Annotated in this window: 18 protein-coding genes; 14 read left to right on the top strand and 4 right to left on the bottom strand. The window is 53.3% G+C overall.

Going from position 1 to position 14,592, the window contains the following annotated elements; genetic code table 11:
• The first annotated feature begins 237 nt into the window (after window positions 1-237).
• The 12 genes from exuT (at window position 238) to HVZ37_RS03075 (ending at window position 8,183) form a co-directional block, all read left to right on the top strand.
• Window positions 238-1,539: a hexuronate transporter ExuT gene (exuT, locus tag HVZ37_RS03130; protein ID WP_042998223.1), complete on the top strand. Its 1,302-nt coding sequence runs from the start codon at window positions 238-240 to the stop codon at window positions 1,537-1,539.
• Window positions 1,540-1,676: 137 nt separating this feature from the next.
• On the top strand, window positions 1,677-2,453 hold the full coding sequence (exuR, locus tag HVZ37_RS03125) for a transcriptional regulator ExuR (RefSeq protein ID WP_042998224.1): 777 nt from the start codon (window positions 1,677-1,679) through the stop codon (window positions 2,451-2,453).
• 338 nt (window positions 2,454-2,791) lie between these two features.
• Window positions 2,792-3,454 carry a DedA family general envelope maintenance protein YqjA gene (gene yqjA / locus HVZ37_RS03120; RefSeq protein ID WP_042998225.1) on the top strand — a complete coding sequence of 221 codons (663 nt, stop codon included), beginning with the start codon at window positions 2,792-2,794 and terminating at the stop codon, window positions 3,452-3,454.
• A 3-nt stretch (window positions 3,455-3,457) separates the two neighbouring features.
• Window positions 3,458-3,841 carry an EnvZ/OmpR regulon moderator MzrA gene (gene mzrA / locus HVZ37_RS03115; RefSeq protein ID WP_042998226.1) on the top strand — a complete coding sequence of 128 codons (384 nt, stop codon included), beginning with the start codon at window positions 3,458-3,460 and terminating at the stop codon, window positions 3,839-3,841.
• Between the two features lie 148 nt (window positions 3,842-3,989).
• Entirely contained in the window at window positions 3,990-4,358 is a 369-nt protein-coding gene (locus tag HVZ37_RS03110; RefSeq protein ID WP_042998227.1) for a DUF1090 domain-containing protein, read from the top strand.
• 33 nt (window positions 4,359-4,391) lie between these two features.
• Window positions 4,392-4,697 (top strand): YqjD family protein, encoded by a 306-nt coding sequence (locus HVZ37_RS03105; protein ID WP_042998228.1) that lies wholly within the window; start codon window positions 4,392-4,394, stop codon window positions 4,695-4,697.
• 2 nt (window positions 4,698-4,699) lie between these two features.
• Window positions 4,700-5,104, top strand: coding sequence for a phage holin family protein (locus HVZ37_RS03100; protein ID WP_104446874.1), 405 nt, complete (start codon window positions 4,700-4,702; stop codon window positions 5,102-5,104).
• Complete coding sequence (locus HVZ37_RS03095) at window positions 5,094-5,387, top strand: YqjK-like family protein (protein ID WP_042998229.1); 294 nt, start codon at window positions 5,094-5,096, stop codon at window positions 5,385-5,387. Before HVZ37_RS03100 ends, HVZ37_RS03095 begins: the two co-directional genes overlap by 11 nt.
• A gap of 274 nt (window positions 5,388-5,661) precedes the next feature.
• On the top strand, window positions 5,662-6,054 hold the full coding sequence (locus HVZ37_RS03090) for a DoxX family protein (RefSeq protein WP_042998230.1): 393 nt from the start codon (window positions 5,662-5,664) through the stop codon (window positions 6,052-6,054).
• Window positions 6,055-6,122: 68 nt separating this feature from the next.
• Window positions 6,123-7,112 (top strand): glutathione S-transferase family protein, encoded by a 990-nt coding sequence (locus HVZ37_RS03085; protein WP_181628098.1) that lies wholly within the window; start codon window positions 6,123-6,125, stop codon window positions 7,110-7,112.
• Between the two features lie 123 nt (window positions 7,113-7,235).
• The gene (locus HVZ37_RS03080) at window positions 7,236-7,601 is read left to right on the top strand and encodes a DUF805 domain-containing protein (protein ID WP_044255823.1); all 366 of its coding nucleotides are present in this window, start codon (window positions 7,236-7,238) and stop codon (window positions 7,599-7,601) included.
• 222 nt (window positions 7,602-7,823) lie between these two features.
• On the top strand, window positions 7,824-8,183 hold the full coding sequence (locus HVZ37_RS03075) for a DUF805 domain-containing protein (protein WP_044255826.1): 360 nt from the start codon (window positions 7,824-7,826) through the stop codon (window positions 8,181-8,183).
• A gap of 50 nt (window positions 8,184-8,233) precedes the next feature.
• Here the strand turns inward: HVZ37_RS03075 and yhaJ are convergent, their stop codons facing one another.
• Window positions 8,234-9,130, bottom strand: a complete 897-nt coding sequence (gene yhaJ, locus HVZ37_RS03070; RefSeq protein ID WP_044255829.1) for a DNA-binding transcriptional regulator YhaJ — start codon at window positions 9,128-9,130, stop codon at window positions 8,234-8,236.
• 104 nt (window positions 9,131-9,234) lie between these two features.
• Here yhaJ and HVZ37_RS03065 point away from each other — a divergent pair, with 104 nt between their 5' ends.
• Window positions 9,235-9,936, top strand: coding sequence for a pirin family protein (locus HVZ37_RS03065; RefSeq protein ID WP_054177278.1), 702 nt, complete (start codon window positions 9,235-9,237; stop codon window positions 9,934-9,936).
• A gap of 19 nt (window positions 9,937-9,955) precedes the next feature.
• Entirely contained in the window at window positions 9,956-10,117 is a 162-nt protein-coding gene (locus HVZ37_RS03060; RefSeq protein ID WP_164566090.1) for a hypothetical protein, read from the top strand.
• A 92-nt stretch (window positions 10,118-10,209) separates the two neighbouring features.
• Here the strand turns inward: HVZ37_RS03060 and HVZ37_RS03055 are convergent, their stop codons facing one another.
• The 3 genes from HVZ37_RS03055 to tdcG all read right to left on the bottom strand — a co-directional run bounded on the left by HVZ37_RS03055 (window position 10,210) and on the right by tdcG (window position 14,563).
• Window positions 10,210-11,523: a serine dehydratase subunit alpha family protein gene (locus HVZ37_RS03055; RefSeq protein ID WP_044265546.1), complete on the bottom strand. Its 1,314-nt coding sequence runs from the start codon at window positions 11,521-11,523 to the stop codon at window positions 10,210-10,212.
• Window positions 11,524-11,544: 21 nt separating this feature from the next.
• Entirely contained in the window at window positions 11,545-12,876 is a 1,332-nt protein-coding gene (locus HVZ37_RS03050) for an amino acid permease (RefSeq protein WP_042998237.1), read from the bottom strand.
• Window positions 12,877-13,198: 322 nt separating this feature from the next.
• Window positions 13,199-14,563, bottom strand: a complete 1,365-nt coding sequence (tdcG, locus tag HVZ37_RS03045; protein WP_044255834.1) for an L-serine ammonia-lyase — start codon at window positions 14,561-14,563, stop codon at window positions 13,199-13,201.
• Window positions 14,564-14,592: the final 29 nt, after the last annotated feature.

The following is a 14,592-nucleotide window of genomic DNA, read 5'->3' as shown; positions in this document are numbered from 1 at the left end:
AAAGTTGTATGACAAGTTATCTTTCTGCCGTCGCGATACATAAGCCGACGGAATGCATAGTTACCGATGATTCATCATCGGATTGACCGGTACGGAAACCGAATTAGCAAAATTTATTTATGGCAACGTTCGGGCGTACCGGCTTTTTTTGGTTACCCCGTCGTAAACAGCATCCTCTGCCACAGGCAGGAAGATGACCGCGATCCTTGCGGAAATAACAAAACGATGAGGTTTTACATGCGTAAAATTAAAGGGTTACGTTGGTACATGATTGCGCTGGTGACGCTTGGCACCGTGCTGGGTTACCTGACGCGTAACACTGTGGCGGCAGCTGCGCCAACTCTGATGGAAGAGTTGCACATCTCCACCCAACAGTACTCCTATATCATCGCAGCCTATTCTGCTGCTTACACTGTCATGCAACCTGTTGCCGGCTATGTGCTGGATATACTGGGCACCAAAATAGGCTATGCAATGTTTGCCGTGTTATGGGCCGTTTTCTGTGGCGCAACCGCATTGGCAGGAAGCTGGGGGGGCCTGGCGCTGGCGCGCGGCGCGGTCGGTGCGGCAGAAGCCGCGATGATCCCGGCGGGGCTGAAAGCCAGTTCCGAATGGTTCCCGGCGAAAGAACGCTCCATTGCGGTCGGCTACTTTAACGTCGGCTCCTCTATCGGTGCGATGATTGCCCCGCCGTTGGTTGTCTGGGCGATCGTGATGCACAGCTGGCAGATGGCGTTCATTATCTCTGGTGCCCTGAGCTTCATCTGGGCCATGTCCTGGCTTATCTTCTATAAGCATCCGCGTGACCAGAAAAAACTGACGGACGAAGAGCGCGACTACATTATTAATGGCCAGGAAGCGCAGCACAAAAACAGCACCAAAAAGAAAATGTCACTCGTGCAGATTCTGCGTAACCGCCAGTTCTGGGGTATCGCCCTGCCGCGTTTTCTGGCAGAACCGGCCTGGGGGACGTTTAACGCCTGGATCCCGCTGTTCATGTTCAAAGTCTATGGCTTTAACCTGAAAGAAATTGCAATGTTCGCCTGGATGCCGATGCTGTTTGCTGACCTCGGTTGCATCGTGGGGGGTTACCTGCCGCCGCTGTTCCAGCGCTGGTTTGGCGTCAACCTGATTGTCTCGCGAAAAATGGTCGTTACGCTGGGTGCTGTGCTGATGATTGGCCCAGGGATGATCGGTCTGTTCACCAGCCCGTACATCGCCATTATGCTGCTGTGTATTGGTGGTTTTGCTCACCAGGCCCTGTCCGGTGCGCTGATTACACTCTCTTCTGATGTCTTTGGACGTAACGAAGTGGCCACGGCGAACGGTCTGACCGGGATGTCTGCCTGGCTGGCGAGTACGCTGTTCGCCCTGGTGGTCGGTGCGCTGGCAGACACCATTGGCTTCAGCCCGCTGTTCGCAGTACTGGCCGTGTTCGACCTGTTGGGCGCGCTGGTTATCTGGACCGTGCTGCAAAACAAACCGGCCAGTGAAGTTGATTCTGGCCCGCAGTTTGATGAACCGGCAGCGCAAAGTTAGCCTGCCGACGGATAACGCATAAGCAATCTCAGCCGCCTGCTGGCACTCGCAGGCGGCTTTTTCGTTTCTGCGTATAGAGCCAAACTCGCGAAAGTGGTATAACAAATACAGTCTGCCGTATCATGCCTGGAGTGCATATGGAAATCACCGAACCACGACGTTTGTATCAACAACTTGCTGCTGATTTAAAAGAGCGCATCGAACAGGGCGTTTACCTGGTGGGTGATAAATTGCCTGCAGAGCGTTTTATTGCCGATGAAAAAAATGTCAGCCGTACCGTGGTTCGTGAAGCCATCATCATGCTGGAAGTCGAAGGGTATGTTGAGGTCCGTAAGGGGTCCGGGATTCATGTGATTTCCAACCAACCGCGCCACCAGCAGGTCACCGACGAGTCGCTGGAGTTTGCCAACTACGGTCCTTTTGAATTACTCCAGGCGCGTCAGCTTATCGAAAGCAATATTGCAGAGTTTGCCGCCACCCAGGTCACCAAGCAGGACATCATGAAACTGATGACGATCCAGGAACAGGCGCGCAACGAAAAATGTTTCCGCGACTCCGAATGGGACCTGCAATTCCACATTCAGGTCGCGTTAGCCACGCAGAACTCCGCACTGGCCGCTATCGTGGAAAAAATGTGGACTCAGCGCAGTCACAACCCGTACTGGAAGAAACTGCACGAACATATTGATGCGCGTACCGTCGATAACTGGTGCGACGACCACGATCAAATCCTGAAGGCACTGATCCGCAAAGACCCGCATGCGGCAAAACTGGCGATGTGGCAGCATCTCGAGAACACAAAAATCATGCTGTTCAATGAAACCAGCGACGATTTTGAATTTAATGCCGACCGTTATCTGTTTGCCGAAAATCCGGTCGTTCATCTCGATACGGCGGCTAACGCGACAAAATAAACGTTCTTGATTCGACAGGCGCGCCGTTGCGCCTGTCAGTAAGCGAAAGGTATAAAGTGTCAGCCTGTGTAAATCCTCTCGCCACCCTCTCCTGCGATCAGCAAAATCACATTTCAAGGACGTGTAATTTCTATAACGGACTACGTTGACCTTTGTTACAATTAGATGCAATTCGAATTTATGTTTGTCAGTGCTTGCTTACTTCATAACTTTTAACAGGGAATAGTTCAGGCCGCGGCTTTGCGCCGTCCGCACACCATGTAAAACACTAACAATGATGCGGCGTAGCAAACTGTTTAACCCGGCGTGACGTTAACCAATTCGACCTGGAATACTGAATGGAACTTTTGACTCAATTACTGCATGCCCTGTGGGCGCAGGATTTTGAAACACTGGCCAATCCTTCCATGATTGGCATGCTGTATTTTGTTTTATTTATGATTCTGTTTCTGGAGAACGGGTTGCTGCCAGCCGCCTTTTTACCTGGCGACAGTTTGTTGGTGTTAGTGGGTGTTCTAATTGCCAAAGGCGCCATGGGCTTTCCGCAAACCATTCTGTTGCTGACCGCAGCCGCAAGCCTCGGTTGTTGGCTGAGCTATATTCAGGGCCGATGGCTGGGCAATACCCGCATCGTACAAAACTGGTTATCGCACCTGCCGGCTCACTATCATCAACGCGCTCACCATTTATTCCATAAGCATGGTCTTTCCGCCCTGCTGATTGGTCGTTTTATCGCGTTTGTTCGTACCTTGCTGCCGACCATCGCTGGCTTATCCGGCCTGAATAATGCCCGCTTTCAATTTTTCAACTGGATGAGTGGCTTGCTGTGGGTGCTGATTTTAACCAGCCTGGGTTATCTGCTGGGGAAAACGCCGGTGTTTCTGAAGTATGAAGATCAACTGATGTCATGCCTGATGCTGTTACCCGTCGTGCTACTGGTTTTTGGCCTGGGCGGTTCACTGGTCGTCCTGTGGAAAAAGAAATACGGGAATCGAGGGTAAGGGATGCTGAAACCGCGTATAACCCTTAAACAACTGGCCTGGAGCACCGCGTTTCTGCTGACGTTGAGCGCCATGCTGTTGGTCTGGTCAACGGTTCGTCAGCAAGAATCCACGCTGGCGATCCGCGCCGTCCACCAGGGGGCCAGCATGCCGGACGGCTTCTCGATCTGGCATCACCTCGACGCTAACGGCATTCGTTTTAAAAGCATTACACCAAAGAACGACACTCTGCTCATCACTTTCGATTCCAGCGCCCAGAGTGCCGCCGCCAAAGCGGTGCTCGACAAAACGCTGCCGCGCGGCTACATCATTGCCCAGCAGGATGATAACAATCAGGCCGTCCAGTGGTTGTCACGTTTACGCGATACGCCACATCGGGTAGGGTAATCTCCAGGAATCCGAATCATATCACCCACTTTGGTGATTTCTGCGATTAATGTCTATGATTAATGAGGCGATGGGGTCACCCTGTCGCTTTATCACTGGATCATCGTTCCTGAATTCATGGGGACGAGTCACAATGGAAGGTTCAAGAATGAAATACCGCATCGCTTTCGCTATCTCCCTTTTCGCTCTCAGTGCTGGCAGCTACGCTAACACGCTTTGCCAGCAAAAAGAGCAGGATATTCAACGGGAGATCAGCTACGCCGAGAAGCACAATAACCAGAATCGCATCAATGGGCTAAAAAAAGCGCTCAGCGAAGTCAGGGCCCACTGTACTGACAGCAAGCTGCGTGCCGATCATCAGGAAAAAATTGCTGAGCAGAAAGAAGAGATCGCCGAACGTCAGCGCGACCTCGCCGAAGCAAAGCAAAAAGGCGATGCGGACAAAATTGCCAAACGCGAGCGTAAACTGGCTGAAGCGCGAGCGGAACTGAAAGAGCTCGAAGCTCGCGACTACTAAGTATCAGTACCACTTACTCACCTGGAGAAAACTATGTCGAAAGAAAACACATCGGAACATCTGCGCGCTGAGTTGAAATCCCTGGCCGATACGCTGGAAGAGGTGCTGAACTCCTCTGGTGATAAATCGAAAGAAGAGTTGAGTAAGATCCGCAGCAAAGCCGAGCGCGCGCTAAAAGAGAGCCGCTATCGCCTCGGTGAAACGGGTGATGCCATTGCTAAACAGACTCGTGAAGCCGCTGCGCGTGCTGACGACTATGTGCGCGAAAATCCGTGGACCGGCGTCGGGATTGGTGCGGCCGTGGGCGTCGTGCTGGGCGTTCTGCTGACGCGTCGTTAATGATGGCGGATCCTCATCACGCGCAAGGGCCCGGGAAAAGCGTTCTGGGTATCGGGCAGCGGATTGTCACTCTTCTCGTTGAGATGGTGGAAACGCGGTTACGTCTGGCCGTCGTCGAGCTTGAAGAAGAAAAGGCGAACCTTTTTCAGCTTCTGCTGATGTTGGGACTCACCATGCTCTTCGCTGCATTTGGTTTGATGAGCCTGATGGTGTTAGTCATCTGGGCCGTTGACCCGCAGTATCGGCTCAATGCGATGATTGCCACCACGGTCGTGCTGCTGGCACTGGCGCTGATTGGCGCGATATGGACGCTGCGAAAAGCGCGGCGCTCCACATTGTTACGCCATACGCGCCATGAACTGGCAAATGACCGGCAATTGCTCGAGGAGGAGAGCCGTGAGCGGTAAAGTCGAACGTGAACAACGTAAGGCCCGACTGCTTCGTGAGATCCAACAGCAACGGCTGGATCTTTCAGCCAGTCGTCGTGACTGGCTGGAAGCCACGGGCGCTTACGATCGTGGCTGGAACACCCTACTGAGTTTGCGCTCCTGGGCGCTGGTCGGCAGCAGTGTGATGGCCGTCTGGACGATTCGCCACCCTAACCTGCTCGTGCGTTGGGCAAAGCGCGGGTTTGGCGTGTGGAGCGTCTGGCGACTGGCTAAAAAGACGCTACGCTCAACCGTTGCCTGAGGGTGCTTCGCTTATCCGACTCTCACATTCAATAGGTAGGCCGGATAAGGCGTAGCCGCCATCCGGCAACGGTACCCGGAGCGCTTCGCTTACCCATCCACAATACCACCCCACTACAAAATCAAATTTTTTGAAAAATATTGACAGTTTTCCTTGCTAACAATTCTCATTCTTCACGCTTATGATTCTCTCCATCGACAGCAATGACGCGGAACGCCGCGAAATTGCACCCAAAAAACAAACTCAGCAGTCTGTGTAGTTCCTGGAGAGAAGAATGAAAAAATTAGAAGATGTTGGTGTACTGGTAGCGCGTATTCTGATGCCAATCCTGTTTATTACCGCAGGTTGGGGAAAAATCACCGGTTACGCAGGTACCCAACAGTATATGGAAGCGATGGGCGTTCCGGGATTCCTGCTGCCACTGACCATTTTGCTTGAGTTCGGCGGCGGTCTGGCGATTCTGTTCGGTTTCCTGACCCGTACCACCGCGCTGTTTACCGCAGGCTTTACACTGCTGACCGCGTTTATCTTCCACAGCAACTTTGCGGAAGGCGTGAACTCACTGATGTTCATGAAAAACCTGACCATCGCTGGCGGCTTCCTGCTGCTGGGCATCACCGGTCCGGGCGCATTCAGTCTCGACCGTGTACTGAACAAAAAGTGGTAAGCGCTCTATAATGAATGAAAAAGAACGAGGGGATTTTCTCCTCGTTTTTGCTATCTGAGGGAAAAAACATGGGACAACTGATCGACGGCGTCTGGCATGATACCTGGTATGATACCAAATCCACCGGGGGCAAATTTCAACGTTCGGTATCGGCATTCCGCAACTGGCTCACGGCGGATGGTGCGCCGGGTCCTTCCGGCGAAGGCGGTTTTGCGGCAGAAAAAGATCGCTATCACCTGTATGTTTCTCTCGCCTGTCCGTGGGCGCACCGTACGTTAATCCTGCGTAAGCTCAAGGGCCTTGAGCCGTTTATCTCCGTCTCGGTCGTAAATCCACTGATGCTGGAAAACGGCTGGACCTTTGACGATGATTTTCCGGCGGCCACAGGCGATACCTTATATCAGCACGAATTTCTGTATCAGCTTTACCTGCACGCCGATCCCCATTACAGCGGCCGCGTCACCGTGCCTGTCTTGTGGGATAAAAAGAACCATACGATTGTCAGTAATGAATCTGCTGAAATCATTCGCATGTTCAATACGGCGTTCGATGCGCAAGGGGCAAAAGCCGGGGACTACTATCCCCCAGAACTGCGCAACAAGATCGACGAACTGAACGGCTGGATTTATGACAACGTTAACAATGGCGTCTATAAAGCGGGCTTCGCTACCAGTCAGCAAGCCTATGATGACGCGGTAGAAAACGTCTTTACCGCGCTGGCGCGGCTGGATCAGATCCTCGGTCAGCATCGCTATCTGACAGGTAATCGGCTTACAGAGGCTGATATTCGCCTGTGGACAACACTCATCCGCTTTGATCCGGTGTATGTCACGCATTTCAAATGCGACAAGCATCGCATCAGCGACTATCTCAATCTGCATGGTTTCCTGCGTGATATTTATCAGATGCCAGGCATCGCGGAAACGGTCAATTTTGACCATATTCGCCACCACTATTTCCGCAGCCATAAGACGATTAACCCGACAGGCATTATCTCCATTGGCCCGTGGCAGGACCTCAACGAACCACACGGGCGTGACAGCCGTTTCGCCAGGTGAACCCAGGCACCCTTCAGGGTGCCTGCTCTATTTACCCTTCAAATATTTACCCCCTCATCATTCGCAACTATTCTTTCTTTGATTGCTTTAAAAACAAGTGATTGACACACGATTGAGGTAAAAATGGATTGGTACTTAAAGGTTTTAAGAAATTATATCGGCTTTGGCGGACGCGCCCGGCGGAAAGAGTACTGGATGTTTATTCTGGTCAACGTCATTCTGACATTCGTTCTCGGCGTACTGGATAAACTCCTGGGCTGGCAGCGTGCCGGAGGAGAGGGCATTCTGACAACGATTTACGGAATTCTCGTCTTTTTACCCTGGTGGGCAGTTCAATTTCGACGTCTGCATGACACCGATCGATCGGCCTGGTGGCTGTTATTGTTACTGATCCCCGTCATCGGCTGGCTGGTAATCCTCATTTTTAACTGTCAGGACGGCACGCCAGGCGAAAACCGCTTCGGACCTGACCCAAAATCTCTCCCCTGAGGAAGTGAAAGGCAGCGTTACCCGCTGCCTTGATCCTTTTATTTACGCTAACCTGTTGTTCTGGTTAGTGCCCAGATACTGATTCAGATTCAAAACATATTTCTTAAAACTATTAATAATAGATATATTTTTCCTGAGATTTTCTTAATTAATTAGAATGCAAATGACCTTCATAAAATACCATGCTATATTTTGCCCTCTTTTAATTAATAAGGATGTTATATGAATTGGTATTTGAGTGTAATAAAAAATTATACCGGTTTCAGCGGTCGCGCACGTCGAAAAGAGTACTGGATGTTTGCGTTAATCAACATGATCATCTGTGCAGTCCTGAATGTTATTCAGGCTGTAATCGGCATGGAAACACCCTATATCTCAATTATTTATAGCCTTGGCATTCTGCTGCCGAGCATTGCGGTGGCGATCCGTCGTTTACACGATACCGAGCGCTCCGGCTGGTGGTTGCTGCTCAGCCTGATTCCGATTATCGGAACAATCGTTATTATTGTATTCCTGTGTCAGAACGGTACTGCCGGTGCTAACCGTTTTGGTGCCGATCCTAAGCAAAACGAGATTAATTAATCCTTTTTCGGGGCAATCTTTTTGCCCCGATATCAGTCATCCGCAACGCGTTATTTTTTCATAAAGAGTTTGGGTATTTCACGCAGGCACCAGGCCTTTGCTTCTCCCATACTGTCTCGCCGCCAGGCCATAATGATGTCAATCTCGCTGGTCGATTCCGGGCTGACCACGCGCAGCCGTCCTTCTGCAATATCCTGTTCCACCAGCGGATACGGCATCGTCGCCACCCCTAATCCTGCCAGTAACGCCTGACGCTTATCTTCGATGGTGCTGACGGTAAGGCGCGCTTGCTTATCCAGCAGTTGCACGGTTAATACCGGACGTTCACGCGCGGTATCCGCGACCGCTACGCCGCGATACTTCACCCGCGTCACTTCCGACAGCGGTTCCGGCTCCTGATGAATCGGGTGATCCGGCGCGGCAACATAAACGTTCATCAGGGTATACAGCTTGCGGGAGTTAATTTCTGACGATGAACGAAAGTGCATGTCCGGTGCCACTACAATATCCGCCCGGCCCTGTTCCAGGCGTTCCCACGCCCCCGCCAGCACCTCGGTGATCACTGAAAGCTGCGTATTGGCTTTAACAGCCAGTTTGTCGATCAGCGGGAAGAAGGCCGGGGTCGGCACCAGCGCCTCGGTCACAATAGTCAGATGCGTCTCCCACCCTCGCGCCAGCGCCTCAGCGTCTGTGGTGAGCTTATCTGCCGCCTCCAGCAGCACACGCCCTCTTTCCAGCAGCATGCGCCCAACGTTAGTGAATTTTGTTCGATGTCCGGAGCGGTCAAACAACACCACATCCAGCTCTTCTTCCAGCTTCTGCATGGTGTAGCTAAGCGCTGACGGCACGCGCCCCAGTTCATCCGCCGCTGCGGCGAAGCTACCGCGGCGATCTATCGCGTCCATTACGCGTAATGCCTCAAGCGTTAATGCCCTTTCTTTGGCCATATCGTTCTCATTCAGGAAATTTGAACATACCGGGCAGAATATCTGGCTAACAATGCAGCGTCCAGCCCCTTAACATAAAAGGAAGTAAAGAGAGGTCAAGAACTATGATTACTACCCGAACAGCCAAACAATGCGGACAAGCAGACTACGGCTGGCTGCAGGCCCGTTATACCTTCTCCTTTGGACACTATTTCGACCCGAAACTGCTGGGCTACGCATCGCTGCGCGTGCTCAATCAGGAAGTACTGGCACCCGGTGCGTCCTTCCAGCCGCGCACCTGGCCAAAGGTGGACGTGCTCAATCTGATTCTTGAAGGCGTTGCAGAGTATCGTGACAGTGAAGGCAACCACGTGCAGGCCCAGGCGGGTGAAGCGTTGCTGCTCGCGGCGCAGCCGGGTATCAGCTACAGCGAACATAATATCAGCAAAGACAAACCGCTTACGCGTATGCAATTGTGGCTCGACGCCTGTCCTGAGCGCGAGAATGCTCTGGTGCAGAAGACAAAACTGACGAAAATTAAACAGCAACTGATCGCCTCACCCGATGGTGAGAACGGCAGTCTACAGCTGCGCCAGCAGGCGTGGGTACACCATATTGAGCTGGATCAGGGCGAGTCGCTGAGTTTTCAGCTTCATGGCCCGCGCGCTTATTTGCAGTCCATTCATGGCACCTTTCACGCCGTCACCCACGATGAAGCGCGTGAAGCGCTGACCTGTGGCGACGGAGCCTTTATTCGTGACGAAGCTAACATAACGCTCGTTGCCGATACGCCGTTACGCGCTTTGCTGATAGATTTGCCGGTGTAATCGGTAACCGGAGTGGTGTATGAGTAAGAAAGCAAAAAAACAGGCCCCGACAGGGAAAGTGGCAACGGCAGAAACCAACACCGCGCCCCGTGCGTTTGACTACGAGGCGATGCTGACCGAGCTGGAAGCGATTGTCGCAGACGCCGAAGTTCGTCTGTCCGAGGAAGAAGCTGCCGCCTGAACCTCATTGCCGGATGACTGCGCAAGCGCATTATCCGGCCTACATATTCGTAGGCCGGATAGCGTCGCGCCTTCAGGCAGTCAGCCCTTCACTTAATGCGCTTTATGGGCCATGATCTCGATAATCTGTTTGTCCGTTTGCTGCATGGAATGACACGCCAACGCGCACAGGTTGGCAATAGACTGTTCCACGTCGTGCGCCACAATCCCTTCGTTACCCGTAACCGCCGTATCGTCCAACGCCATCAGCACCGCCTTCCACGCCGCAGAAGCACTGGTGGAGACCTTCATCGCGCAACTGTTAGATGCCCCATCGCAAATCATTCCGCTGACATCGCCAATCATGCTGCTGATCGCCATTGAGATCGTGCTGTAGCGCCCTTCGTCCACCAGCCAGGCCATCCCTGCCGCTGCCCCCATCGCGGCGGTCGTCGCGGCACACAGCGCCGACAGACGCGGGAGCTGATGGTGTATGTAGATCGCACTCAGATGGGAAAGCATCAGCGCACGCGCCAGTTTCTCCTCATCGGCGCCAAAGTGCTCGGCCACCACCATCACCGGTACCGTAGCGGTGATCCCCTGATTGCCGGAGCCGGAGTTACTCATGGCAGGTAGCGTCGCGCCGCCCATACGCGCATCCGACGCCGCGCTGGTTCGGATGAGGATCGCCGTCGAAAGATCGTTTGCCAGCAGACCGCGTGCGCACTGCTTTTGCAGCGTCGCACCGATATGCAGCCCCCAGGTTGCGCGCAGCCCCTCTTGTGACAGCGCGCCGTTGAGTCGGGCGGCGTCGAGAATAAAACGAATAGCGTCGAACGGTACGGTATTCACAAATGCCAGAATCTCTTCCAGCGTGGTCTCAGAAAGCACCGCCAGCGGCGATTCCTGCGCCTCATCGTCCGCGTTCGCTTGCTGAGTAAACTTCACGCCGGTATCGGTTTCGATCCGCACAATGTGAGTATGACCGCCGACAATGGTGACGCACGCCCAGCCGTCATGGCTATAGACCTTCGCGCGAGAAAACAGGATGTCATCACAGGGTTGCTGCAACATCACCGACACCTTGCCCGCTTTCAGCATCGCCTTCGCATCGGCAATGGCTTGCGCGGAGGCATCCTTCAGCACCTCCAGTCCGGCATTCGCATTCCCGCCCAGTGCTCCCAGCGCGGCAGCGATGGGCAGCCCAACCATACCGGTTCCCGGCACCGTCACCCCCAGTCCGTTTTTCATCAGATTGGGCGAGACCCAGGCATCGATTCGCTCCACCGCGCCATGCAGTTCAGAGGCCGCAACCGCGGCCGCCAGCGCCAGAGAAACCGGTTCCGTACAGCCCAGCGCAGGTTTCACCTCTTCCTGTACTGCGCGGATGAAACGCTGCCACAACGGATTTTTTATAGTCTCAGACATAACAACAACCTTCAGGATAAATCAGGAAAAAGCCAGGAACGGAGATACGCACAGCAGCAAACCGGTGACGATAATCAGATACAGCGACACCCCTTTGTATTTGTGCAATGCAGGTACTTTGTAGACCAGCCAGGCGGGGATCAAACATCCCACCATGCCGAAAATAGGGCTACAAATCGACGTAAAGCTCAGAACCGGTGCGTTAAGCACAATAGCGCTCCAGGCCAGTAAAATGGCAAACACCATGATGCCGCGCTGTACCAGCGTTTCATTGATCTTCTCAGCCGGCAGTTTGCGGCGCAGAATGTTCATCGCAATCCCCTGCGTGGCTTCGCGAAAGCCGAGATAGACGCCAAAGAACGCGGTCATCACGGCGAAAATATTCAGGATGACACTCACAACTTTCACCCAACCGGCGCCCGCGCCGCTGATGAACTGTGCAGCAATCGCCAACGCGGAGATATTCTGCTCATAGGCTTTAACCGCTTCGTCGTGTCCCATTGCCAGCGTAAAGGAGACGGCATAGAAGAACACGGTGACAAACAAAATGCCGAAGGCAATATTCATGGCACGTAGCGCTTTATGACGCGCCACCTCAACGGATTTCTCACGGGAACGGTAGGAAATCACCATCGGGCTCAGGGTCTGGATAAACAGGATTGAGGTCAGGGTAAACGGCAGCGTGATAATCGCATTCTTCACCAACAGCGCCATCGGCGGCAGCGCGCCAATGTTGTATAAGTGCCACATCCCAACCATCGATACGCCCAGTGCCGCCACGACCAGCAGTTTGGTCAGCACCATGCCGGTAGAAATTTTGAACAGCAGCTTTTCGCCGCGTGAGGAGATGGCGACCAGGATGCAAATCAGCACCAGACCATAGAACGGGTTATCGGATAACAGTCCCTCTGTCACACCAAAAGTATGCAAATAGGAGGCGCTGTCGTTGGTGATTGCGGTGGAATAGACAAACATCCAGATAACCAGCATCACAAAATACAGTGCGCCTAACAGGATGCCCCAGTTTTTCCCCAGATACCCACTGATGACGCTGGGATAATCTTTGCACTCCGGGGATTCCGCCAGCGTGTTAATAAACAGACGCTGGAACAGATACATGGCGGGATAACCGATGACCGATGAGAGCAAAAAGACCCACAGCCCCATCAAACCGACCTGCACCGGGAGAAAAACAATCCCCGCGCCAATCGCCATCCCGATACTCATAATGACCCAGCCGGTGTCGATGCTGTCGAATTTAATCGCTTCCCGCCATTCGCTTTCCGTCATTCCCGCCCGGCGCGCCGGGGCGCTGGCGTCGAGCACTACGCTGTTGTTCGTTGCCGTTTCCATAAAATTCTCGCTCATTATGTAGGGTATATTTTTAATTTTTGTCGTGCCGCATCAAGGCGATACGCGGTACGGGGTTTGCAGGCGAGTCATTAGAATGAAAAAAAGGATACGCTCAGGCGCAGAGAAAAACGTCACAAAATAACCCTGATATTTTCTATTGGTTAAGAAAATCTTCCTACTTAAAAAGAATTACGTGTCATTTTTTTCTAAATTTGAAGAAGATCACAACAAAAAAAAGCACACCGACGTGTGCTTTTAGATGGCTGACAATGGATAAAATGCCCGATGGCGCAGGTTTATCGGGCAAGCTTTCTGGCGTTCGCTAACTGCACACCACTTTGATCGCTAAACCACCGCGTGATGTTTCGCGGTATTTATCGTTCATGTCCTTACCCGTCTCGTACATCGTTTCGATGACTTTATCCAGCGAGACACGCGGTTCGGAGGTGCGGCGCAGCGCCATACGTGCGGCGTTGACCGCCTTGACTGCGTTGATCGCATTGCGCTCAATACACGGGATCTGCACCTGCCCGGCAACCGGGTCGCAGGTTAAGCCGAGGTTGTGCTCCATGGCAATTTCCGCCGCGATGCAAACCTGCGCCGGGCTACCGCCCAGCAGTTCGGTCAACCCCGCCGCCGCCATGGAACTGGCCACGCCGATCTCCCCCTGACAGCCAACTTCCGCCCCGGAAATTGACGCATTCATTTTGTACAATGCCCCAATGGCCCCTGCCGCCAGCAGATAGCGGGCAATGGAGTTGGCATTCAGCGGACGACGGAATTTATCGTAATAGGCCAGAACGGCTGGAATAATGCCGCATGCCCCGTTGGTGGGCGCGGTCACCACGCGTCCGCCCGCCGCGTTCTCCTCACTGACTGCGAGAGCAAACATGTTGATCCAGTCGATGACGTTCATCGGGTCGCTGGAGAGACTGTCACTGGAGACCAGCAGACGGCGTAACGCCACCGCGCGGCGCGGTACATTCAGCGGGCCGGGTAAGACGCCTTCGGTATTCATCCCGCGTTCTATGCCAGCGTGCATCACTTCCCAGATCTGAGCAAATCCGGCATCAATCTCCGCCTTGCTGCGCAGCGCCAGTTCGTTTTGCATCATCAGCCCGGAGACTGAAAGGCCATTGCGTTCGCACAGTTTCAGCAGTTCGCTGGCGGAATGAAAATCATAAGGGACCGGCGCTTCCACGTCATGCGCCTGACCAAAGCGCTCTTCATCCACGATAAACCCGCCGCCAATCGAGTAGTAGGTTTTACACAGCAGCGTTTCCTGGTTTTCCCAGGCGGTGATCCGCATTCCGTTCTCGTGCCTTGGCAGCGTTTCACCATGAAAAACAATGCTATCGGTAACCGGGAAATCGACGACATGTGTACCTTCAGCAACCGGCAAGCGGCCAGTACGGGTCACCTCGTCAATAAACGCGGGGATGGCGTCAATGTTGACGCTTTGCGGCGAGTTTCCGGCCAGCCCCATCATAATGGCGGTATCGGTCGCGTGGCCTTTTCCGGTCAGCGACAGTGAACCATACAGATCAACCGACATGCGCGTCGTGCGCGATAAGCTTCCACTGCTGACCAGTTGATCGATAAACCGTTTTCCTGCATTCATCGGCCCTACGGTATGAGAGCTGGAAGGACCAATGCCAGGTTTGAAAATATCGAATGCGCTAATCATTTCTACACCCTCGGACTCGTTCAGTGGAG

The sequence above is a fragment of the Citrobacter sp. RHB35-C17 genome (genome assembly GCF_013816795.1).
Classification (GTDB): Bacteria; Pseudomonadota; Gammaproteobacteria; order Enterobacterales; family Enterobacteriaceae; genus Citrobacter_A; species Citrobacter_A amalonaticus.
The sequence above is the reverse complement of the archived record's forward strand: the minus strand, read 5'-3'. Positions and strand labels throughout refer to the sequence as shown.